General features: G+C 30.4%; 15 protein-coding genes, 1 other RNA gene and 2 pseudogenes. 13 read left to right on the plus strand and 5 right to left on the minus strand.

Translation table 4 applies throughout. The features are described from left to right. Position 1 precedes the first annotated feature (1 nt). From P690_RS0101895 to P690_RS0101905, 3 genes are read left to right on the plus strand one after another with little or no spacing between them, the layout of a single operon-like run. Entirely contained in the window at positions 2-3,100 is a 3,099-nt protein-coding gene (locus tag P690_RS0101895; protein ID WP_027122106.1) for a hypothetical protein, read from the plus strand. A 10-nt stretch (positions 3,101-3,110) separates the two neighbouring features. Then, the gene (locus tag P690_RS0101900; RefSeq protein ID WP_027122107.1) at positions 3,111-4,337 is read left to right on the plus strand and encodes a hypothetical protein; all 1,227 of its coding nucleotides are present in this window, start codon (positions 3,111-3,113) and stop codon (positions 4,335-4,337) included. A 12-nt stretch (positions 4,338-4,349) separates the two neighbouring features. Continuing rightward, complete coding sequence (locus P690_RS0101905) at positions 4,350-7,181, plus strand: hypothetical protein (RefSeq protein ID WP_027122108.1); 2,832 nt, start codon at positions 4,350-4,352, stop codon at positions 7,179-7,181. A 109-nt stretch (positions 7,182-7,290) separates the two neighbouring features. Here P690_RS0101905 and P690_RS0101910 read toward each other — a convergent pair whose 3' ends face one another. From P690_RS0101910 to P690_RS0101930, 5 genes are all read right to left on the minus strand, one after another. Beyond that, entirely contained in the window at positions 7,291-7,944 is a 654-nt protein-coding gene (locus P690_RS0101910) for a hypothetical protein (RefSeq protein ID WP_027122109.1), read from the minus strand. 9 nt (positions 7,945-7,953) lie between these two features. Then, the gene (locus P690_RS0101915) at positions 7,954-8,244 is read right to left on the minus strand and encodes a hypothetical protein (protein ID WP_027122110.1); all 291 of its coding nucleotides are present in this window, start codon (positions 8,242-8,244) and stop codon (positions 7,954-7,956) included. Between the two features lie 310 nt (positions 8,245-8,554). Further along, on the minus strand, positions 8,555-9,646 hold the full coding sequence (locus tag P690_RS0101920; RefSeq protein ID WP_027122111.1) for a zinc-binding dehydrogenase: 1,092 nt from the start codon (positions 9,644-9,646) through the stop codon (positions 8,555-8,557). Positions 9,647-9,820: 174 nt separating this feature from the next. Continuing rightward, positions 9,821-11,035 (minus strand): arginine deiminase, encoded by a 1,215-nt coding sequence (locus tag P690_RS0101925; protein ID WP_027122112.1) that lies wholly within the window; start codon positions 11,033-11,035, stop codon positions 9,821-9,823. Between the two features lie 54 nt (positions 11,036-11,089). Then, on the minus strand, positions 11,090-12,076 hold the full coding sequence (locus P690_RS0101930; protein ID WP_027122113.1) for an NAD(P)/FAD-dependent oxidoreductase: 987 nt from the start codon (positions 12,074-12,076) through the stop codon (positions 11,090-11,092). A gap of 62 nt (positions 12,077-12,138) precedes the next feature. Between P690_RS0101930 and P690_RS0101935 the strand changes: the two genes are divergently transcribed. From P690_RS0101935 to P690_RS03970, 10 genes and pseudogenes are all read left to right on the plus strand, one after another. Then, complete coding sequence (locus P690_RS0101935) at positions 12,139-13,830, plus strand: hypothetical protein (RefSeq protein WP_245576667.1); 1,692 nt, start codon at positions 12,139-12,141, stop codon at positions 13,828-13,830. Positions 13,831-13,847: 17 nt separating this feature from the next. Continuing rightward, positions 13,848-13,933, plus strand: an RNA gene (gene ffs, locus P690_RS04245) — signal recognition particle sRNA small type. A 37-nt stretch (positions 13,934-13,970) separates the two neighbouring features. After that, positions 13,971-16,139 carry a hypothetical protein gene (locus P690_RS0101940; protein ID WP_027122115.1) on the plus strand — a complete coding sequence of 723 codons (2,169 nt, stop codon included), beginning with the start codon at positions 13,971-13,973 and terminating at the stop codon, positions 16,137-16,139. 290 nt (positions 16,140-16,429) lie between these two features. After that, complete coding sequence (locus tag P690_RS0101945; RefSeq protein ID WP_027122116.1) at positions 16,430-17,230, plus strand: alpha/beta fold hydrolase; 801 nt, start codon at positions 16,430-16,432, stop codon at positions 17,228-17,230. A gap of 94 nt (positions 17,231-17,324) precedes the next feature. After that, a complete protein-coding gene (gene topJ, locus P690_RS0101950; protein WP_036459534.1) occupies positions 17,325-21,083 on the plus strand; it encodes a terminal organelle assembly protein TopJ in 3,759 nt (1,252 codons plus the stop codon). A 16-nt stretch (positions 21,084-21,099) separates the two neighbouring features. Beyond that, positions 21,100-22,113 (plus strand): nucleotide exchange factor GrpE, encoded by a 1,014-nt coding sequence (locus P690_RS0101955; RefSeq protein WP_027122118.1) that lies wholly within the window; start codon positions 21,100-21,102, stop codon positions 22,111-22,113. A gap of 480 nt (positions 22,114-22,593) precedes the next feature. After that, on the plus strand, positions 22,594-22,761 hold the full coding sequence (locus tag P690_RS04360; RefSeq protein ID WP_156920498.1) for a hypothetical protein: 168 nt from the start codon (positions 22,594-22,596) through the stop codon (positions 22,759-22,761). A gap of 38 nt (positions 22,762-22,799) precedes the next feature. Beyond that, positions 22,800-23,213 (plus strand): hypothetical protein, encoded by a 414-nt coding sequence (locus P690_RS0101965; protein ID WP_334199078.1) that lies wholly within the window; start codon positions 22,800-22,802, stop codon positions 23,211-23,213. Positions 23,214-23,333: 120 nt separating this feature from the next. After that, positions 23,334-24,661, plus strand: a pseudogene (locus tag P690_RS04500) (hypothetical protein). Positions 24,662-24,938: 277 nt separating this feature from the next. Continuing rightward, positions 24,939-25,170: pseudogene (locus P690_RS03970) on the plus strand (IS256 family transposase); the annotation flags it as partial.

Raw genomic sequence — 25,170 nt, forward strand, 5'->3', positions numbered from 1 at the left:
GATGAATAATAAAGATCAATTCAATTCGTTATTAACAGATAAAAAGCCAACTATTAATAAGCCTGAAGTCATCAAAAAAGGGGACAAGCAAGCTTTTAATTCTAAATTTAAATCGCCTTACCAAGCTATAAAAGCTCCAGAAGTAAACTATCGCATTAATTACGAAGTTCCATATACTACTGAAGATGAAGCGCAAGATGATGCGATTATTGCGATTTTAACTAAACAATTAGAAGACTTAAAGGCTGAATTATTAAGCGATCTAAATGCTGATCATAATAACCTTGTGAATCAACAAGAGCTTAATAATGACCCAGTTGCAATTAAGCAACAATTGAATTTTTTAGAAAATTTATACAAGAGCTTTTATCATAACGATTTTGAACATGCTGATCTTGAACAATTAGTATCAAACAAGGATTTTGCTGAATTAAAAAAACAATCATATGCGTTAAGTAAAACTTTATCAAAAGCACAGATTGTTTTTGATGAAATTAATAAGTATTCAACGATAATTGCTAATGAAATAACTAAAGTTGATATTAAACCTTGATTATTTTATCTGAATGATCAAGAGTTTAATTCACCAAATCAGTTACTAACTTATCTATTTGATCTTAAATTAGAAGCTAAAGCTAAACTTGTCAATCTTGAACAAGCAATTGATTTCATTAACAATGAACTAAATCATTTAATTAAATTAGCAAACAACAGTTCATTAGATACAAATAAATTAGAATGATTAACCAATCAAAACTTATCTAAATACGATTTAGAACTAATAAAAGAACAATTAAACAATAATTCTAATAAGATTACTAAAACTGATCTTGAACAATTACGTGAAGAATTAAAGGTTGATATTAATCAGATTAACAAGCAAGATCTAGAGTTGTTAAAACACTCAGTAATTAACACCCAATTAGAACTAATTGAAGTTAACCAAAGACAACTTAACGAGCTACGAAAAGAACACCAAGCTCAACTTGAATTGACTAAAAATTCACAAAAATATATTGTTGATCAGTTAGCAGCAGCAATTATTAGACAAGAAAAGATTTTAGAAGAAAAAATTAATCTCTTAAACGAATTGCGCCCGATCCATTTAACTGAAATGAGCGTGCCTTCAACTGAAATTAAGATTGCTCCAATCGTTAACGATGATCAAATTATTATTGCTGATCAAACCGTTAAATCAACTGATTTAGACAACCAAAATGTCCTTGTTGTAAGTGAGCAAAATAGTGAACAAGAACCAGTAATCTTAACTAAAGAGATTGATCAACTAAATCCTTTAATTGAAGATAATATTAAGATCCAACCACAAACAAAGGTTGTGCCAGAAATTATTAATCAAGAACTAGTTGATGATGAAATAGTTGTAAATCAACCGATTGCTGAAATTGATCATCTAAATATTTTAGTAAGAAATATTCAGGTAGAAAACCAAAAGTTTGATCAGATCAAAAAACAGATTAAAGATCAAGCAATTAATCTATCTGATATTGATTCTAGTTATGTTTTACAAGAAGCAATTAATGTTGAACTACCAAAAACCGAGCTAAATAAACAAACTAAAGTATCAGATAAAACTAATTTATCAAGTTTAAACATCTCAAATTACCAACAAGTAATTAAAAATATTAATTTAGAACAATTAAAACCTGAAATTCTTAAATCAAAAGTTGTTGATCAAAGTTCAGTTTTAGTAGGCAATCATCTACAAGGTGATGAGATTGATCATTTAAGACAAAAATACCAAGAAGATAAAAAACTGCTTGAATTACGCCAAGAAGAATCAAACGCACAGATTCAAGTGCTAAACGCACAGATTGATCTACTTAAAAAACAACTACTTAAAACACAAGAACAAAACCAATCTGAGATCATTAAAAAAACTAGTGAGTTTAAAGACGTTTTAGAAAACCAAAAGATAGCTTATGAAACGATCTTAAACCAACACAAACAACAATATGAAAATGAATTAATCAACAGCAAAAACGATTTAATTCGTCTGATTAATGAAAAGATTCAAGCCAAAACTAATGAGTTCTTAAAAGGTGATGATCAAGAAAATGATTTTGTTCAGATTCGCGATACTTATCTAAAAGTATTAAACGATCAACAAAAAGAATACGATAAGCAGATCAAACAAAAACAAAGTGAGATCATTGAAAAACTCAACCAACAAAAGAATCAGTTTGATGATATTATCAAACTAAAAAACTTAGAGTGAAACCAATATCAAGAGATCTTAATTAATAATAATAATAAAGCTTTAGCTGAATTAGAAAACCAAAAACAACGCTATCAAAATCTAAGTGGTGCTGATCAATCAAATATTAAATTGATTAACGATCAGATTAAACAACTAAAACTAGAACAACAGCACAACCAATCAATTATTGATCAGTACAATAACAGTAAGGATCAATTCATTGATGATATTAATACAACCTACAACAAGGAAAGTATTAATCTAATTACTGATCAGATTACAAATAAGATCTCTGAGAAGTTTAATGAAGAGATCTCTCGCATTAAAGAAAATACATACAACTACTATCCTGATCTAAGTAATTATTATGATTACTATCAATCATATGATCAATATGATGAAGGCTATGTTGATGAAAATGGAATTTATTATGAACCAGTGGATGTTGAATTAGATCCACGCATTCTTGATGAATTCAACTATGATTATGATCGTTACTATGATTCATATGAAGAGCAAAATCAAGATCAAACTGATCAAGAACAATCAGATCAAGGATTAGCTTTAGATGATAATTCAATAATCAATGATTATGATAATCTTGATCGTGTAGATGATGGTATAAATCATTACAAGACTGAAGATGTCGTGATCATGAACGATAAGATCAAAGAGCAATTAGCAAATGATCAATCACTTAAGATTAGAAAACCTGGTGGATGATTTGCTAAAAAAATCTATCTAACCCAAATTGGTGAAAAAGACACGATGCCTCAAAAAATGAGTGGTCGTAGGGGAGTATTCAAACGCGTAAACAAGGGAAGATTATCTAAAGAAGAGATTAAAAAATACGCAAACAAGATCATTAACTCAAATAAGTAGTCAAGTTATTATGCAATTCATTCACTCAGAACAGATTAAAAACTGAATTAGTCAAAATTTAACCACCAACTTTACTCGTGGGTTCTTTGTTGATGTTTTGTTTTCAGTAAAAAAGACGAAAAAAGTTTCGGTAATTTCAGGACTAGATTATTCAGGACAAACTGAAATTATTAGTGAGATTTACAGCAGATTTCAGGCGCTTGATCGTTTGAATGATCTTTACTTAGTTGATCTTAGCTCAGTTTATGTAAATGAGGAAACTAAGATTGATGATTTCTTAGATAAGATTAAAGCGATTGATAACGCGTTTGTGATTATCAACAATATGAACCAACAAGAAGGCACAAGAATTTGGTTCAAGCAGATTGCAAAAGTTGCTAAGAAACAAAATATTACCTTCTACTTGTTTGTAAATAACTCTGGAATCTTATACGATAAGATTATTGAACACTATAATTTCAACCACTTTTATTTAAAACCATTTAGATTTAGCGAATACTTAATTACAAAAGAAAAATTTGCCGAACTTGATTTTGTTGATTATTACCAATATTTAAATTCATACAGCCCGATCTTAGCGCGATTTAATGAAAAAGCTGATGCGCAAATCTTGTTCTTTAATCAGATCGTTAATTTATTCCGTCACGATGTGTACGAACTGTTTAGTAAGAAATTTTCGATCAGAACATGTATGGCGTTATTAAATATTGTTGTGTACGCTAAAATTCCATGTTTTAATCTCAACTTCTTATCAAAAGAATTAGAAATTGATTTTGAAGAACTGTTAGAGATCATTCGCGTTTTAGACAAAGCTAAGATCTTAAAGATGATCAGAGTTGTTGAAAATGATCTAACTAAAAAACGTGAACCACTATATTTCTTAGTGTTCTATCACCCAATTAACTACATTATCTTTGAACATAACGAGCATTCAATTAGCGAAATGATGAATAACACAAAAGTGTTATTATCAGCATTTATTAGTGCAAGTAATTTTATTGATCAAGTTGAGATTGTTTATGATTACCATGTTTCTTGGACCGAGCAGATTACTTTAATTGACAAACACAAGAAAAGGGGCTATATTTTAGGTATTAATCACAACGAAGTTGGTCCAATTATTAATGCGCTTAGTTGAAAATACCATTATCGAGTGAATTATTTAAATCAGAATGATTTAGTTAACTTGATTGCAAATTGAGAATTAAAAAACTTCAAGAAGTATCAAATTTTATAAGAAGTGTAAGTTATGGCTAGAACAAAGAAAAATAAATCAGAAACTAAAACCAATAAAAAACGGGTTAGAAAAACTAAGGTTGAGCAAGCAATTGAACAACCAATCGAACAATACGGACCTCAATTATTAAACGTTAAGATTCAAAGTGAATTTGAACAAGATGACGATCTTGATTTTAGTCACAAATCAATTATTAACGATGAAAATGAGATCTTTTCTGGTGAGATCAAAACTAACAAAAGCCAACTAAAAAATAAATACTTTGATACTGTTCTAGACGAAGAAGATCTATTGCAAGCTGAATTTGATGAGATTAAGCAAAAATCTAAAAAACGTCTTATTTCTAAAAAAACCAAAAAAACTGATCAAACAGCACAAGCAATCAAAGAATCAATTAATAAACGATTTGATGATTTTTTTGACGAAACAGAAAAATCGTTAATTACTTCAACAGTTTATGATGGCGATTATCATGAATTAGCAGATAAAGATTTAATTGAAAAAGCTAATGAGTTTTCAAATGCAAGCGAGTTAATTGATGAGATTATTAGTAATTCATTAACTTATGAACAAAAACAATCAGAACAAATTAACGACACCTTAGAGGTAATTGCTAATGATATTAATTTAAGTCAAGAAGAATTAGTTGAATTAGAACAGATTAATATTAATAATTTTGATTTTGATTCAAGAATTGAACAAAAAGATCTACTTGATTCGAATGATAAACATGTTTATGAAGCGATTGTGATTGATGAAGCAACACTTAAACATGATATCTATGAACCAGATGTACTTTTAAATGTTGAACAACCAATTGAGATTAACCAACAATTAAGTATTCAAACTGAGATTAAACAAGAAGTTCACCCAGATTTTGTTCAAACTCAATCAAATCTTGATAATCATTTAATTAATTCAATCAATCAGACAATTAAAATTGAACAAAATGATTTGGATGCAGTTATTCCTAAGATTAATATCGATTCATTCCAAGAAGAGATTATCGATATTCACGTTCATGATCTAGCAAAAGAGGAATTAACAAACAAACAAGAACAAAACAAGATTAAACCATCTTACCAATCAACTAGTGAAGTTGTTCAATATGCTGTTGATTTAAACGCAAGCGAAGATGAGATTATCAAAGTTGAGCCTTTAGTTGATAAACTATCGATTCACTCTAATGTTGATGATCGCAACATCAGATACAAAGTTTCACAAGAAGATAGTATGAAATCTAAAGAACTTCATGTTGATGTTGCTAGTTTAAACACTAAGCTTAATAGTGAAGTTAAAAAAATTACGAAACCTAAAAAGCCACTTGATCAATTAGAAGAGATTCCTGCTAATATTAGAGAAGATAAATACATTAAGCAAGAAGTAGAAAATGTTCCATTAAACGATCACCGCACATTCACTGACCTACAAAAGCCAACAGTTAATAAAAAACCATTAGATCAATTACAACAAATTCCTGTTCGTTTAGCTAAGGTTGATTTCTCAACTCCAACAACAGAGTTAAAACAACCAGTTGAAGTATTAAAATCACAAATTGAACAAGTGCAAAAAGTTGATATTAATCAATCAGTAGATCTAACTGAAGTGCAAAGATTAGTAAATCAACTTGAAGAATTAGTTAAGCAAACACAACAAGCTAAAAGTCAAACTCACCAAAATTCAATAAAAACTAAAGCAACTGAATTAAAAAACTTAGCTGGTGAAGATGAAGTTGACTTGCTTCAAAATTTAATTGATGAGTTCGATTATGAATTAGAACAACTAGAACAATTAAATAAAGAGTTTGCTCAAGAAGAAGTTGAAGAAAAATTTGAAGAATCAGATGGTTTAGTTAATGAACAACAAGTTGATCAAACTGTAGATCAACAAAAAGTTCAAGCGCAATCAGATATTCTTATTGAGGATTTACAAACAACAGTTATTGATTTTAAACCAGACTATAAAGCACTAAATGTAGAGCTATTAGACGAAACAATTCACCCAATCAAAGTTTATGATTCTGGTTGAAAACCTGAACAGATTGATATCAAATACAACTATTCAGATTTTGATTTTAGCGATTATTACAAGATTATTGATGAACAAACAGAATTTAAGATGTTCTGTAAAAAATCAATAGATTACTCAATTGCACCAACGTTAAAAATCGTTCAAGAAGATAAGACTAGTGATGATGATCTAATTGAATTAGATCATAATGCTGAAGCTTATGAACAAACTCAAGATGTTGTTGATATCGAAGTTTCAGATTGAGAAACAATCGAAAACCATCCAACAATTGATTTCCAATCATTAATTAACAAGAATTCAGAAAAATTAAAATACTACTTAGAAGATAAGAGTTCAACTACTGAATTAATTGATGATCAGCAAATTGATCAATCGCAAGAAGAAGACTTTAAGTTTGAAGGTTTAGACGAAGAGATTACTCGTTTAATTATTGAACAAAAACAAAATATTAAACACCGTTTAATCTCTCAAGGTGAATATAGTTCAGAAAAACTATCAAAAGAATTAACTAAGAAGCTTAAAGAAGAAGCTAATAAAATTGTTGTTAAAAACATTAGCAATGAATTTGTTAAGATTAATGATATTAACAAGTACAAAAAGCCATTAGTTTCAGCTGAAATTAAACCGATTCATCCATTTGCATCTAAGAGTTTAAAAGAGCGTTTAATTACTTCACAAAAACTTGAATTAGCAAAAAGCTCTAAAAAAATCTCATCTAAATCAATTCTTAACGATCTTAAGAATTATGAATTCAAAGGTGCTAACTTAATTTATCAAAAAGTTCAACCTAAGAAATTAACTAATATTAAATAAAGAAATAATCAGACTATCTGCCTGATTATTAAGAGTGGTCGTTTTGACTAAATAATTGCTAAACACTTAAAAAATACGAATAAGAATAAAATAAAAATGGTCTGTTTAGTTAATTATCAAAGAGTTTCAAATACTTGTTGTGAATTTCTAATGTTGTAACTTTGGTATCTGGTTCGTTGTAGTTTTTATAAATACTTGTCCAATTGTTCATATACTTAAAACCACCATCACGATTTTGATATTGCCCAAAAATTGAGTTATCAATTGCATCGGCATACCCCAATGGTGGTTTTGTTGTGTTTTGTTTGTAAATATTATAAAAATCTTCAATTGCTGATGATATTGAATCACCACCAACATTAGCAGCTAAACCTAGCTTTCATAAACTAGTACTAAGTTTTGTATTTTTTACTTTTTTTGTAGATTTAGTGCTAATTCTAGTAGTTTTAGCTTTTGATGAATTTAATTCGGTAGCAGCTGCTTTTATATCATGGATATCTCCATTAAAAGCTAAATTAGATAATCCAAAACCTATATCATCATCCATTCCACCAAGTAATTGTTTTAATGTGGTTGAATCAAGATCAACTTCGCTTTTCACTTTTTTATTTCTAGTTCTTTTTGTTGTTGAACTAGCAACAACTTTTTCTTGGGTCGCTAAAGGTTCAACGCCCGACAATTCTTCACTAGAAGTTTTATTTGCTTTAGTCGATCTTTTTGTAGTAGTTTTCTTACTACTAGTAGTTGATGCTTTTCTTGGCATGCTTAATTATTAAAAACCTGTATAGATTGCTGAAGCATACGGGCTAAGAAATGAATAACGCGCTCTTGAACTAGCAAAACTAGAATAAACCGGTTTTTGCGCAGCTTGGTTAGAAACTTCTACAAAATATCCATTAGGATCAGGATGATTTTTGCTATCATTGATGATATTGCTTATAGTAACAGCAGTTTTGCTAATTGAACTAAGAAACATCTGGCCGATTAGTGTTCCAGTAGCAATAGCATTAGCAACAAATCCGCCATGAAGTTTATTTTTATCACTTATAGTTAATTTCTTCATTATGTCCTCCGTTAAAGCTATGTATTTTTATGAACAAAAGAAGAAAATATTTTTTTAATTGCTTATTTGTTTTTATTAAAGCGTAAATAAAAGGTCTATGACTTAAATTTGTTTGATCTAAAAATGAAGAATTATCAAGTTCATACATCAAACACAAGGTTGATAAAATTCGTGTTAACTTGATTTTTGTGATGATTAAGCAAGTTCATATTTATAAATATTACTAGCTTTTATCGTATTTAAAAAAACACGAATTGGTTTGACCAATTTCGTGTCCAAATTAAATTTGTAACCCTCGTGTCTAAAATAATTAGAACTTGATTGCGATTTTTAAAACTCCGTCTTCTCTCTTTTCGAATAGTTCGTAAGCTTTTAAAATATCATCAAATTTATATTTGTGAGTTACTAACTTAGTTACATCGATTCTCTTTTCTTCGATTAACTTCATTAATCTTCTCATTCTTTCAGATCCACCAGGACATAAAGATGTCTTGATTGTATGATCACCAAGTCCAGCAGCAAAATATTGCATTGGAATTACTAAATCATCTGAATATACTCCGATTGATGATAATACACCACCTGGTCTTAATACTTTCAATGATGTTTGGAATGTTCCGTTTGTACCTAAACATTCAACTGAAGCATCAGCCATGCGACCATGAGTAATTTTTTCGATTTCTTTAAGTGGATCTACTTTTGTGAAGTTAATTGTGTGAGTAGCACCATATTCTTTAGCCATCTTTAAGCGGTTTTCATCACCATCGATCGCAATAATGGTAGCAGCACCTAATAATTTAGCACCAATTGTTGCACATAGACCAATTGGACCTTGAGCAATAAGTACAACAGTATCACCTAATTTAATTTCAGCGTTCTCAGATCCTTTAATTCCAGTTGATAAAATATCAGGACATAGAATTACTTGTTCATCAGTTAAGTTAGAAGGTACTTTAGCAACGTTAGCCATAGCATCCTTAACTAAAACGAATTCAGCTTGACAACCATCTTCTAAGTTACCAAATTTTCATCCACCAGTAGCTTTGTAACCAAAAGCTGTACCAACACCGTCTTGACTTGATTGACCATATTGACATGCAGCTGCTGAACCTGAAGGAGTAATCGCACCTGCTAACACTCTTTCACCAAGTTCAAATCCTTTAACGTTTTCTCCGAATGCAGCTACTGTACCAACAGCTTCGTGACCAATTGTTAAGTTAGGCTTAACTGGGTATTCAGCTTTCTTAATGTGGATGTCTGTTCCACAGATTGTAGTAGTTGTTACTTTGATTAATAGATCATTTGGGCCAACAACAGGAATTGGTTTCTTGATTATTTCTAAATGGTTTTTTGCCTTGAACACCAACGCCTTCATCTCTTTAGGTAAATTGATAGACTTCATATAATTCCTTTCTATATTAATTTAAGACCTATATCAATTTTAAAACAAAATAAATTTTATTTTATATAAAAATAAAAAAAGTGTATAAAAATAACACGGAAATTAAAAAATGCTTATAAATCAAATTAAAATACCGTGTTTGAATTAATAATTAGAAAATAAAAAAAAGGGGATTTACCCCTTTTTAATTGGATCGCGATACAGCGGCATGCTCATACAACGAGCACTTCCCATTCCTAATGATAGTTGATCACCATTCCAACTTAAGACCTTGATTCCAGCATTAACTAATGCTTGGTTGGTCTTATAGTTTCGATCATAACCAACAACCACACCAGGTTGTATTACCAAGAAGTTAGTTGCATCAAAGTTGGTCTCAACATCAATTTCGATCTGAGTTGAATCTTCTCCTGCTACTGGAATTGTAGTTGCCTTCTTGCCAATTACCATTGATAAGAACTCTTCTAAAGATTCGTTTAACTCTCTCCAACTTAGTTGTTCGTGAGTTAGATCAATCTCTCAAATCTTCAACACGCCCATCATATTAGGTGAGTATAAGAATTTATCATAATCTAGCATCGTTAATCAAGTATCTAAGTGCATTAGATTGCTCATCTTAGGCACGTTGATAGCATAGATTTTTTCGAAAGTGGTTTCATAATTTTCACGTAGTTTTTCAGCTAAAAATTGTATTGCTTTCTTTTCGGTGCGTTCAGATACCCCAATAACTAAGGTTTTATCATCATACACAAAAAGGTCACCACCTTCAATACTATATTCATTTAGACGTGAATAATATTTTGGTGTTTGTTTGTATTCTGGATGATGTGAAAAAACAAAATCAGCAAAGATCGTTTCGCGTTTTCTAGTAGGATGAAACATCGAATGTAATGTTACCCCTTTACCAATACTTGCAAACGGGTCGCGAGTGAAATACAGATTTGGCATTGGGTCTGCAATTAGTTCAACATCAGATTGAACATTCACTTCTTTAGCAAGAATACCAGACATCATCTTGCGAATCATCACTTCGGGATCAGATGATAGATCTTTTAAGTAAGCATAGACTTTAATACGATTATCATCTGATAATTTTGGTAAACATTCATCTAACCAACGGTTAATGAATTTTTCTTTTACTTCTGAAGTTGCTGATTGAAACGTTTGTGCTGTTAATGTTGTTAACTGCACACATTCTACGCCTTGATCTTGCAAGATCTTAATAAATGCTTCGTGTTCTTGTCTTGCTTTAACTGGATTAAGTAAAGAACTAAACAACAGTTCATCTAATCTTTGTGGAGTTACGTATTCTAACTCTTTACCTGGAGTGTGAACTAAAACTTTTCTTAGTCTTCCGATCTCACTATATACTTTTATCTTATTAAACATAATCCTCCGAACATTATTATATTTTCTTATGGATATCTGATCTAATCATCAAACTTAATCTTTAAGTAAGTAGTCAGTTGCCCTAACATAAGGGTTGAGCGTATCATTGATATGTTTGATCGCTACAGTAGCTTCATACATCCCTGATAAAATCAAATTAGGACGCTTGCTAAAGTTACTTGCTAAACCAATTGCGTAAATATTAGGATCTGATGTTTGGTGATGATAGTTCACCACAAAATTGTTATTTAGATCTTGTTCTAAATGATCAAAACAATAGACAGCTTTTAATGGTTTTAATCCATATTGCACGATCAGATAATCAAAATCTAAATGCGTTTTTTCTTCACTTTCATTGTGTTTGAAAACAATCTTATTATCTTGAATTGTTTCTATTGTTTGATCTAGATATTGGTTAATTGGTTTTTTATTGATCTGATCAACTAATGATTGAACTGCACGGTATTTATGCTTGCGGTGAATGATCGATAAAGATTTAGCAATTTTTAGATCTGCTAACTGGTTGATTAGTTCAACCGCGCTATCACCACCACCTAAAAAACATAAACGTTTATTGTGATATAACATCATATCCTTAATATGATAATGAACGCTGTTCATATCTTGATTTTGAACCAATTCGTCTTTTAACTTAATTGGTTCAAAACCACCATTACCTGTAGCTAAGATAATCTTTTTAGCTTTAATGATCTCATCATTAGATAACTTAACTTCAAATAGTTTTTGGTCATCTAAATAAACTTGTTCTTTAACAGTAGTACTTAATAAATAAGTAATTAATCCCTGATCGATATAGGATTTTTGTTGTTGGTATAACTGATTAACAAAATCCTTAGCTAAAATACCATTAGCTCCAGGGAAATCAAATATCTTTTTAAAGGGATAAATGTGTGCAGGCTGACCACCGATCTGATTAGTCATTTCAATAACTAAACAGCTTAACCCCTTCATAGCACCATAACTAGCGCAATACATTCCACTTGTTCCAGCGCCTAAAACGATTAGGTCATATATCTTCATTTATATTTAAATATAATATAATAATTTAGATATTTATATTTTATATAAAATTTTAGTTTTTAATGTCTAATACTGATAAAGATTTTAGTTTTGACGAAAGTTCAAAAGAACAGATTCTTCAAGATTTTTATAATTACAAAGCTGAGTATTGTACCAGCACTTTTTTAGCGCAACATCCAGAAGCTTCTGAATATGATTTACATGACTTCTTAGAAAGTGCTAGAAGAAGCTATCTGCGAGCTAAACGCAATAATATGTCTGATGATTTATGGTTAGAACACTTACATAAATTCATTAAGAACTACAAGTTGGCACAACCATTACAAAGAGAATTAGATAAGTTAATTCTTAATAAGGATTTTACTAATTTAGAATTGGAAAAAGCAGAGCTAGCTAAACAAAAAGCTGAGCTTGAAAAAGAACGTATTGCGTTTTTAAACGAACAAAACGAATTTATTCAAAATGGTAGATCAAAACATTTTGATCACATTGTAACCGTATCAGAGTACGAAGCTACTAAAAAAGATTTAGAACTAAAATACTACAAAGAGATTGAAGCGATCAAAAATAAACACCAAGAAGAGTTGGTTAAAAACCAAGAAGAAACCAAGAAGATTTTTGATGAAGAAGTAAATAACATTAAGGGTTTTTATGATCGCAAGCTAGAAAAAGTTTCAGATTATTACAACAAGTTAAAAGAAAAGTTGGCTGAACTTAAAGAAGACAATAATAAATTAATTAATGAGATCTACGAGCGCGATGTTGCTAGTGAAAATAAGATCGCACTAAGAACTAAAGATTTTTATGAAGAGCTTGAAAAGATTAGAAAAGTATTAAGAAACTACGAAGTATTATCTTTTGAATTAAAAACTAAGATTAAAGAAAAAGACTATCTACTTAACCAGTTAAGAACTAAACTAAAACACAAAGATGATGAATTTAAAAAATTCATTAAAGATCAACCTGAGATCGTTAACCAACTAATTAATGATGGAATTAAAGAGGGTGTTAAGGTTAAGTTTAATCAGTTAGAAACTAAACTAAAAGAACAAGTTAAACAGTATGAAGATACTGTTGGTCGCACTTATGAAAAACATAAAAATGAAGTTGATAAGATCTTAATTGCGAACGAAACTAAAGTTGAAGTGATGAAAAACGCTTTAATTCAGGCTGAAGAAACTGCTAAACTAACAACAAACGAACTTGAACGCATTAAGTCTGAGTATGATTTAGTGATCTATACAAATCGTGAGCTTAATGAAGCGATCAAATTCGAACAAGAAAAATCAAAAGAGTTAGAAGCTAAAGTCGAAATGTTAACAGCTGAAAACAATGATCTAGATAAATTAAATAACTTGTTAGTTAAAAAATATAACGACAACGATCATTTATTATCTGTTTCAAAATCAATCTCAGAGCAACTTGATAAGATTAATGCTTCGCAATCATCATTACAAAAGATCTTACAAACTAGCAACGATGATAAGACCAACCAAAAGATAATTGACTTAAATAAAGCTATTGATCAAGTTAATGCTACTTACAAACGTTCTAAAGCAATAAAAAATGAACCAATTGAATTGCCTAAAAACGCTCCTAGTCACGGTAAGATTATCGAATATATTGATGAAGATGATGCACTAGATTCTCAATGGGCTAAACAGTTCTCAGAAGTAACTAAAAAGATCAAAGAAAAAAAACAAAACAAGAAAAAGAAAGCGCTATTAGATAAAGAAATTAGTGACTTTAAATAATAGTTATATTAAAATAAACTGTCATTACAACAATTAACACAAACCATGTCAGGTCAGAAATGAAGCAGCATTAAGTATCTTAATTGTGTGTAATGGCTTTTTTATTTATTAAAATATAATAATTAACCCTGTAAATAGCGATGGATAATAAAAATAATAATAAACGTAACCGGTTCTACTTTAATCAACGCCAACCTCAAGATCGAGCTAAGATTAACCTTAATGAGTTTGATCTGGATATTATTAAAGACTTAGGACTTGATGATGAACCATCAAGTAATAAGAAGAATAATCACGATGATGAACTTAACTTTTTGGATGACGTGATTAGTGATTATGATAATTGGAACAAGCAAGATAAACCAATAAATAAAAAAGCCATTAATGATGATCTGGCAATGACTAATCATCAAGATGATGATGAAGAAGATCTAAATTTTGAAATCCACCGCTCAAAATATTTTAGTTCAGAATCAACTAAAAATTATCCCAAAAATAACGATAAGACCCGTTTTGTTGGTGAAGATTATGATGATCAAGATGAACTAAGTAAGAATAATGATGATCATTTAATTCAGGCGTTTACTAAAAATCTAAGTTCATACATCAATCATCATGATAATGATCAAGATGATGAACAATCTGATAACAAAAAGAGTTCTCAAACATTCAGTAGTAAACCAATTGATGAATTGGTTAATGAAAAAACTGATATTATTACCAAAACATCTAAAGAAGACGATGATTTTATAATTACTCGAAATAACAGTGATTATAGTTTCGAACTTACTGATCAACCGATTGAAGAAAGACAAGTTGATCTTACCAATTTATTAGATGATCATCAACCAGATGATCAACCAACACGTGATCTACCTTCAACTAGTGAAGTGATGAATGCTAAATTCGATGATGAAGATGATTCAAGTGTTAAACGAATTGAATCAGAAATGATTATTGATCAAAGTAAGTTAGTTGAGAAAACTAGTTTACCAGAAGAGTTAGTAACTAAAAAAACGATCAATTATGATGATAAGTTAGAAGAGATTACCAATCAAGAAATTATTGAAGCGACTAAATCAGTTGACTTTGATCAGATTGAACCAGCACAAACTAAGATTCAAACTGATAGTGTTAATACTAACTTTACTGAACTAACACGTTTAGCGATGAAGGATGTTCAAGAACATTATTTATCAAACATTGAAAAACTTGATCAGTACAAAAAACAATTAGAAGAAAGATCAAGACAACTAAACGAACTAAATGAAGCACTAAACCACCGTCAGATCGAAATTGAATTAATCAACAATAATATTCAAGATGCAATTCAAACACATAAGCAAGAGATGGATTTAGAAAAACTAAATCTTGAAAAGCAAAAAGAAGAGATTATAGCTAAAGCTAATAGTCAAGCTGAAGCTATTATTAAGCAAGCTTATGAACAAGCTAATCAGTACAAGGAATTAATTAACCAAAAACAAATTGAACAAAAAAAACAAATTGAAAAACAAGAGTTAGTTAATCTAAAAGAAGGCTTTGATAACAAGATTAAACAACTATCCACTAAGATCACCCACGAACTAGAAGCGCGGCTAGTTAAAAAAGATCAGATTCTAACACAGTTATTATCCCAAATTAAGATCATGGCTGAAACTACTCATGCTAACCAATTAAGAATTAACGAACTATTCTTAGCAGCAAACAATAAGGATAAAGAATTAACTGATCTTAAACGTGATATCGCTTTATTAAAAGCAACATCTGATTCAATTCCAAATATCACTACTGAAAAAACTCGCGAGATTGCTAATAAGCACTACCAGGATTTTGAATTAAACAATTCATTTAAAGATCCTTATTTAGAAGAAAAACTAAATAGTTTAACAAAAGATTATATTAATCTTACTGGTGAAGTAATCTATGAACCTTACCAAAATGAAGAAGGATCAGCAACCAAAAAGATCTTAAAATCATTTAGTTTGTCTGATCTAAACCAATCTTTAGAAGAAGATAAAAAGATCCTAGCTTCAATTGATAAACATTTCCAACGCCCAACTGAACTAGTTAAAGTTGATAAAACCATTAACAAAGAAAAAGTTCACAAGCCAAGTATTATTAAGCGTTATCAAAAACCAGTTGAACTTGATGATGAACTAGATGATCTTAATTTTAATTTTATCGATCAAGATTTTGGTGATGACTACAATAGTGTGGTTATGAAAAACAAAGATAACACCAAAGAAGTGAATAACAACAAAAAATACACCACTAAAAAAATCCAACTAGTTTTTGATTCAGATAAATAAGATATTTAGGGTAATTCATTATTTTAGTTAGTTAAAACAGCAAATTTTTATGCTGTTTTTTTATTGCTTAGTTTAAATATTTTCAGCTATTGTTTGTTTAAATAATCCTTATCAATACAAAACCATAAAAACAGATTTTTTTATCAAATAGAATCTGTTATATCTAAGGTATTTTTAGACCTAAAAATAATTATGAGCAAATTATACTAAGAATTTATCTATTAAAATCACCCCTAACAACGCGATTAATTAAACACTTTATAATAATAAGAGTTTTATAAAAACAAATCATGGACAATTTAATTAATTCATTCTTCGCACACGAATTAAAGAAAAAACAGCATAAATACAATGCTGTTTTTGTTCATGGTTTTAGCTCTTCTCACGCTCGACATTCTGAGATTTTTACTAGATTAAACCAAGAAAAGATCAATTATTATTCTTTTGATCTACCTGGTCATGGTGAGAATCGTTTGGACGAGAATGCTGAAGATAAACCCCAATTAAAATTAGATTATTTTGCCGATCTTGTGGTAGATTTTATCAACCAAAAACAACTAGATAATGTGATCTTAATTGGACATTCAATGGGTGGTGGTGTTTGTAGCGTGGTTAACTACTTAATTCCACAAAAGATAAAAGCTTTAGTTTTAGAAGCGCCATTAAACCCAGCGATCTTCTCGCTTGATAAAAAACGAATCTTTGAATCGTTTAAATCGTTTGTTCCCAAATCTTTCTTAAGTCAACTTAAGAAAGAAGATGAACTAACAGATCAGATCTCATTATTTGGTTGGGTTAAAAAAATCTATAAAAACAACAAAGAAAAGATTCCATTGTTCTTAAATCTAATCTCGCCAAAATCTAAAAGTTTACTAGACTGTTCATATAAAACACTAAATGACAAACCGGTGTTGCTAATTTTTGGTGAAAATGATCTAGTAATTCCACCAACCAAAACAATTAAGTATATTAGTCAATATACTAATAAACTTACAACCAGAATTATTGATGAAGCAGCCCACTTACCACATTTAATGAATAAAGAATTGTATTATTACTTTATTAAGGATTTTATATCTAAACTAAATTAAATAATATTAGAATTTATAATATTTTTATTAGTTATAATAAAGAGAAAGTATATAGCATTTTACTAATCTTTAGTGGATTGAAAATGAAGGTTTTATGGCAGAAAAACGCGATTATTACGAAGTATTACAAATAGACAGGGACGCAGATGAGCAACAGATAAAACGCGCGTTTAGAAAGCTGGCTAAAAAATACCATCCTGATACAAACAAGGATGATGAAAACGCTGAAAGTCTTTTCAGAGAAATAAACGAAGCGTACGAAGTTCTATCTAACCCTGAGAAGAAAGGAAGATATGATAAACACGGACATGATGGTCTAGATCGTGAAGATGATCTAGATTTTGATCCGAACATTTTTAATTCTTTCTTTGAAACGATTAATGCTGCTGACGAATTCGATGACATCTCATTTGATGATGACTGGCTGGATGATGATGACGAATTCTCAAGAAAAAAGAAAAAGAAGAAGAAAGACAAAAAAGGTGGTTTTTGAGCAAAATCAAAAGAAGCTTCAAAAACGATTGAAACTGAACCTGAGATCATCGATGTTGGCTTTGGTCAAAGTTCAGCAAGCAAAACCAAACTATTTGATGATAGTTTAAACGATGATGAAGTAATAAGTAGCTCTTCTGTTGGTAGTGATGATGAAAAACTATTTGATGATCATAAAGAACCATCATTTACATCAGGTCTTGATGATGAAGATGATCAAGAAGAAAAAGCTCCTTCATTCACCGCAGGGCTTGATGATGATCAAGATGAACAACCATCATTCACTTCAGATCTAGATGATGATAAGAAATCTTCTGATGAACAAGAAACTCAACCAGCTCAAGAAGAATCAGAAGATCTTTCTTGAACGCGATTCATTGGTAATCCTGATTATGGTCACTATGATGAGAATAATGACTGAATCTGAGAAGGTTATTTCGATGATGATGATAACTTTGTATCAACTCGCGGAGTTGATGATGATACTCAAGAAGAAACTAAAGATAGTAAAACTCAAGAAGAATCAAACGATTCACCAACTTCTCAAACGAAAGAAGACCTATCAACAGAATCAGTGGATGATGATTATGTAATTAAAACCGAAGAATCATCATTTACATCTGATTTAGATAAACAAGAAGAAGTTACAGATAAACAAGAAGAAGATAAGACACAGCCAACAGAACAAGAAGTAGCTAAACAAGAAGAACCAACGGTTGAACAAAAAACAGAACAGCCACAACCAGAAGCTACAGCACAAGTTGAATCGACTTCAAACATCGATCTAAAACAATTACTAAAAGTAATGCAAGATCAACCTACAGTTGAAACTACTTCAACAACCGAACTTAGCGAATCAGCCTCTTCAATCCCAACAGATGATCAATCAGCTGAAGAAGAAAATGTTGAAGAAAAAGAAGAAGAACAAATAATCGATGATGCCTTTGTTGAGTCAAATATGCCAGAGATTGTTGACTTCTCAAAGCAAGCTGCTCCATCGCCAGCTGGACGTAATTCATTAGATCTATCATTCTTAATTAAGAATAGTGCAACTGCTACAAAACAAACTGAAGACACCACTAAAGAAGTAAGTGAAACTAAAGCAGTTGAACCAACTGAAAAATTAAATACTAAAGAAGTTGAACAGTTCCAAGAAGAACTAAAAGAAGTTGCTGAAGAATTAGTTAAAGACGATCTAATCGATGAGAGTTCAATGATTACCCCGCCTTCAGTAATCAAAACTAAAGAGATTGAATTTAATTCTGAATCAACAAAACATGTAAGTGCTCCACAAATTAAAACTGAAGAAGTAAAACAAGATATTAATCAACCTACAAATGAAGTTGTAGATCAATCAACTAAGAAAGCTGACATAGTTCAGATTAATCTTGATCAGTTAGAAGAACTTAAGTTTGAATTAGTTCAAGTTAACCAAGAAAAGCTGCCACCAAAATCTAACGAAGACTGAGCACAAGAATACAAACTTTGTGAACCAACACAAACTGATAAAGATTGGTATAAACAAGAAGATGCTAATGATCTTGAACAACTCATTCAAAATCAAGCTACTTTAGAGATTGCTGAACAAGAAAGTTCACAACAAGACAAATTTTCCAGTACACAAGAAGAAAACAAAATCCAAGAAGAAAAAGACGCAAACGTTAAAGAAGATTCAAGCAAAGATCAAAAAGACCAAGAAGAAAATCAAGTAATTCAAGCAATCCAAGAAGAAGAAAGTTTGATTCAAACTGAATCAAAAACCAAACTTCAAGAACAACAAGTTCTACAAACTAAAAAAGAAGCTGAATTTAGAGAACTATTTTGTGAACAACCATCACAAGAGAAATCAACCACTAAAGATCATGATGATGGTGCTTACTTATCAATCGAAGAGTTGTTAAGTCAAGAACAAGAAAAAACAACTCAGATCAACGATATTATTATTGAAAACAATCATGATAATATCAGCATTGCTGATGATCAAAATTATGAACTAACTGATGATAATAAAGAGTTCATCAATATAAGTCAACCAACAATCGTTAGTTCGAATCTAAACTTTGATGAACAATTAGTAAATCAGATCGAAGGTGATGATCTGATTAAACAACCCGATCATAATAAAGAACAATATGAAACATTTGATTATGATCCACTACAACAACCAGTGCGACCAATGCATACCTCAAATGCAGAGATGTATGATTTCCGTATCAAGTTATTAAGAAAGCAAACAGGTGCAAAAATGGAAGGTAACGATAGTTCTAATAATAAGAATCTTGCTAAGAAGATCAATGACTTATCTGACTTTAAGTCAAGATTATTAAAGCGCTTAAGTGAGACTGAACCAGTTAATCAACCAACTGGAACTAAGTATCAAGAACCGAACTTAATTCAGATCGAAAGATTAACTGAGATTAACGTTGTTAAAGAAGTTGAAGTTCATCAAGTGTTGTTATTTAACAATGCGATTAAGCGTATTAAATACACTAGACACACACCATGTAACAACTGTTCAGCTACGGGAATTGATCTAACTTCAAGTCAACCATACAAACTATGTCCAGCTTGCCGTAACGTTGAAGGTAATGTTGAATCATGTATGGTATGTAACCAATATGGTAAACTAATCAGAATTGCATGTAAGAATTGTTTAGGTAAATCTTACACAAATGAAGCAATTACATTAGACATTAAATTACCAATCACATCACAATTAAATATCTCAGTTAACTACCCTGGATTTGGTCATATTTTCCCTAATAACTTAAAGGGTGATCTAACAGTTGTGTTTAAAGTGATTCCATCTAACTTCTTTGTGATTAAGAATAACGACATTCACGTTAAGGCCTTAGTTGATCCGATGTTAGCTTCAATTGGAGGAATTATTAAAGTACCAACAATTAATAAATTAATTAATGTTAGAATACCACCTGGTACTAAAGTAGGTGATCAAGTAATCATTAAAGATATGGGTCTAGATGCACGATATGATCTAGAAACTAAAACTCATTATGATAAGGGATCATTAATCATCCAAGTAGTGTATGCTGATATCATGAAGAGCAATGATGGCTCACTAAGTTTAGAAGAAGCAGCTAAACTACCAAACGTTCAGGTTGAACACTTTAACAAGTTAGCGCTACGTGAGATTAAAGAATTAAAGTACAACCAACAAGAGTTGCAACAAGAACAACAAAACTGATCGTTCCAAGCTAATGATAATAATGGATCTGATTCAGCCAACGAACAAAAGTCAAACCAACAAACATTAGCGTTTAATCGTGTCTTAAACACGATTAAAGATATCAGAACTCTAGATGATATTAAAAAGATTCGTGAAAAGGCGAATAAAAAATAATAACTAAGACTAAAATATGAATAATCAAGAACACAAAAATAAACATAACGAAGTACAAAACGAAGTTAAAGAAGATGTAGTTCAACAAGAAGCAAGCACAGAAAGCGTAGCTAAAGAAAGTTCTTCAACACCTGAAGCTAATAACGTTAATTTAGCTAATGAAAATATTCAGATTAAATCTTCATTAGAAGATTTAAAAAACTTCGTTCAAAACCCTAAGAGTCAAAACCAAAAGATTAAAAACGTTAATCAGTTAATGTATAACGAGTTTGTCAAGATTGAAGGTGCGATTAGTAATATTAACAGTTTCATTGAAAGTTTAAATCAACGTTTAGAACTAACAAATGAAAACTTCAAAACTAAGATTCAAGAAGTTGAAACAAAAGCCCAACAAAAGATTAACGATCGCATTGAAGAATTAGATAAGCGTAAAAAAGAAGAGATTGAAAACGCCAAAAAATATGCGATTGAAAAATCAATCGATTCAGCAATTAACATCGTTGACCAATTAGAGATCGCACTTGAATTTGCCTCACTAGACCCAGCAGTTAAAAACTACGTAAGTGGTTTTAAGATGGTGTTAAACTCATTTATTAATTGGTTAGCAAGTATTAATATTCACAGAATGGATATTAAACCTGGTGATAAGTTTGATGAAAAATACATGAGTGCTTCAGATAAAGCAAGCGATCCAAATTATCCAGCTGACCACGTATGTAAAGTAATGAAGTCTGGTTATAAGTTATACGATCGTGTTGTACGTCATGCAATGGTTGTAGTATCTGATGGTGTTGGTTATGAAGAAGAAGTTCAAGCTGAACAAGTTGAAGCACAACCAGCAGCTAAAAATAACACTGCACCGATCGTGCACGAGCCAACTCCTCCGCCAACAAAAACTAAATCAACAACCCCTCCGCTACCAACTGTAAACAAACCACCAGTGGTATCAAGTCCGCCACAACAAAAACCGGCACAAAATTCATCTAACACTAAACAACCAATTACTCACCAAGTAATAAAAAAATCTTAAAAGAAATTTAGATCATAAAAAATCAAATAGAATAAATATCTATTTGTTTTTTTATGACTATTCGTTAATTTTTTATTGTTTACTATTAAACGAAATTTATTGATTGTTGCAATAAAACACTAATTTAGCTAAAAATAAAATATTTTTTTTGACTTGATAATTGACTTTTACTTATAAAGTAAACAAAAATTTTGATTAGCCATAATTTTAAAACAACGCACCGCCTCCCTTATATTTTTCTTAGCTTAATTTTATAATCTACTTACAGTTTATAAATCCACGCACTGGATAAATTCATTAATCAATGAAGTTTATAAACGATTATTTAATCATTATGTAAACGAAATTAGATAAAAAATTATTATTTTTTGATTATTTAGTTAATATCAAGTTTCTAAATGACGCTTTATCACTAAATTGTTACAAATCTTTAATCACTAATTATTAAATAACCATAAATAGAGAAATTGAAAGCGTAAGATGAAAAAGAATAATTTATTAAAATTAATCAGCCTACTAGGGATTAGTTCGCTTGTTGGTTTATCGATCTCAAGCTGTACAGGATTAGTTAGAAAAGTTTCAGATGATGATCGTACTAAAAACTCAACACAACCAGTCGTAGATTCAAATAGCAATCCTGGAACCTAAATGGTTTAAATGATAATAAGTCTAATGATGGATTATCATTACAAGCAACTAAAGCTAAACTAGTTGAGTTGATCGATCAAAGACAAGCTCAGCTAACTCCATATGATGATTATGCTAAGATCAAAGATAGTTTATCTAAAGTGTATGATGAAGCAACTACAGCCAGCCAAAGTACTCAAGCAACTATAGATACACTAAATACTGCAATCGCTAAATTGCAAACAGCAATTAGTTCAGCTAATGATGAAAAAGCAAAATTTGATTCACAAAACGCACAATTAGTTGAAGCATATAAAGCATTAAAAGATACTTTAGCAACCAAATATGCATCTTTAGAAAAAGTAAAAGATGATAAGTACGCAGCTATTAATGCTAATCTTAATAAGTTGTATAAAACTGCAGACGATCTATTAACTAAAACGTTAGATCCAACTGATGGTGAACAACTTTAAGATTCACAATTAACTCAAGCTAATACTGCAATCACTACTGAAACAACTAATTTAGAAACTCAAATACAAAATGTTGATGAATACAGTACATTCAGTAAGAAAAAATCATAAAAGAAAAAAATAACAGATGTTGATTCAGCATATAATCAACAACAACCATGAAACTATGGCTTTGTAGGTTATAGCGTAAATCTTAATACTGGTGGTAACAGTACACCAGCTCTTCCTAATTGGTATTTTGCTCAAAGAAAGATTTGACAACGTGATAATGTAGATTTAGGTGAAGAAGGTTTACAGTTATCAGATGTATCTTGAATCTACAGCTTAGCTGGAACTAATGTTAAATACACATTAACATTTGATTACTATGGACCATCGACCGCTTACTTATATTCCCTTATAAGTTAGCTAAAACCACAGAACATCCTGGTATACAATACAAATTAAATGATGGTGATGCGCACGAAATTACTTTTAGCACACCTGCTTCTGTATCTGAAACTACAACAACACAAACAACTAACACACAATCTCATTCATCTTCTATCTCTTTAGTTTCATCAGATCAATCTGATGTTTCTAGTAATCCAACACCTAACTCAAGCACACCTGTTTGAGAAAATCTAACTCCGACAATTGATAACATTAATGTTGCATTAGTAACTTTATCAAATCTTAATTTTGGATCAAACAAAATAGAATTCAGTGCACCAGCTAACAAAGTTGCGCCAATGATTGGTAATATGTATATTACTTCATACAACACTGAAGAAAATAAGAATAACATTTTAAACAGTATTTTTGGTAACTAACCTGCTCAAAACAATCCAGATTCTATTACTGTTAATGTGCTAAAAGGTTACTCTCTTGCAACTAACTACTCTACATACATTGCTAAATTTGCTAATACACAAATAACTAATGTTGAATCATCAACAGGTGATTATTATTTAATTGGTTATGTTGGTGGAACAACTCCGGCTAGTAGAGATAGAGGAAATAATTCAAGCCAACCTAATAAACGTAAATTTCCCAACCAAACGGGTGATAGCAGAACATACAAGATGTATGTAAACGCTCCTAAGGATGGCGATTATTACCTAAAAGGTATATACAATACTGGTGAATCTAGAGATTTAAAAATAACTGTAGCCAATGGAACTGCTACTAATGAAAATGTAATGACAATTACAAATCTGTTATCAAATGGAAGTTGAGATACTAGCCTAAGAGAATTTGATAGTTCTGCTAGCAGCACAACTAATCAAACGGCTGACTCTAGAGGGGTAACATTTAGTGTAAAAACGTTAAAATTAAAAAAAGGATTAAATAAAGTCATTATTACAGGGGGAACACAAAACCGTGGTGACGCTCCTAATTTTGGAAACTTTGTATTTACATTAAAAGCACCTGAAGCACAAGCATCTGATCCTGCTGCACAATCATAATGCGGATAAATTTAATTTTTTAATACGATCTTTATTAAAAACCAAATAATAGATAAAATAAATGATTAGTTATTTCTAAAACAAATATAGTTTTTTAGATCTAAATTTATTAACAAATATACAAATTAGAATATTTAAAAAAATAGAGAATTATTCAATATTTTTCCATAAAAACAGCCATTCAGTTTGTTGTTTGGCACCGAATTCAATTTTGTGTAAAACAATTAATTAACTCAAAAAAGAAAGGTTAATATAATTTTATAAACGGTAAACAAAAATGAATTCAAAAGACGAACAAATGAAACAGATTCAAAAATTAATCGTTGAATTTGTAAAACAATTTGGTCCTAGTAGCGGAAAGCAACTATTAAACATCACTGATTATATTGCTAAGCCTGTTTTACAGGCTCTGGTTGATGGTGAACACGTTGGCAAACTAGAATTATTGAGAGAAAATGCTGATAATGATGAAAACGTGTATCAAAACGGATCATACACTAGAAATGTTA

It is taken from the genome of Mycoplasma imitans ATCC 51306, assembly GCF_000518305.1.
In the GTDB taxonomy this organism is placed as follows: Bacteria; Bacillota_I; Bacilli_A; order Mycoplasmatales; family Mycoplasmoidaceae; genus Mycoplasmoides; species Mycoplasmoides imitans.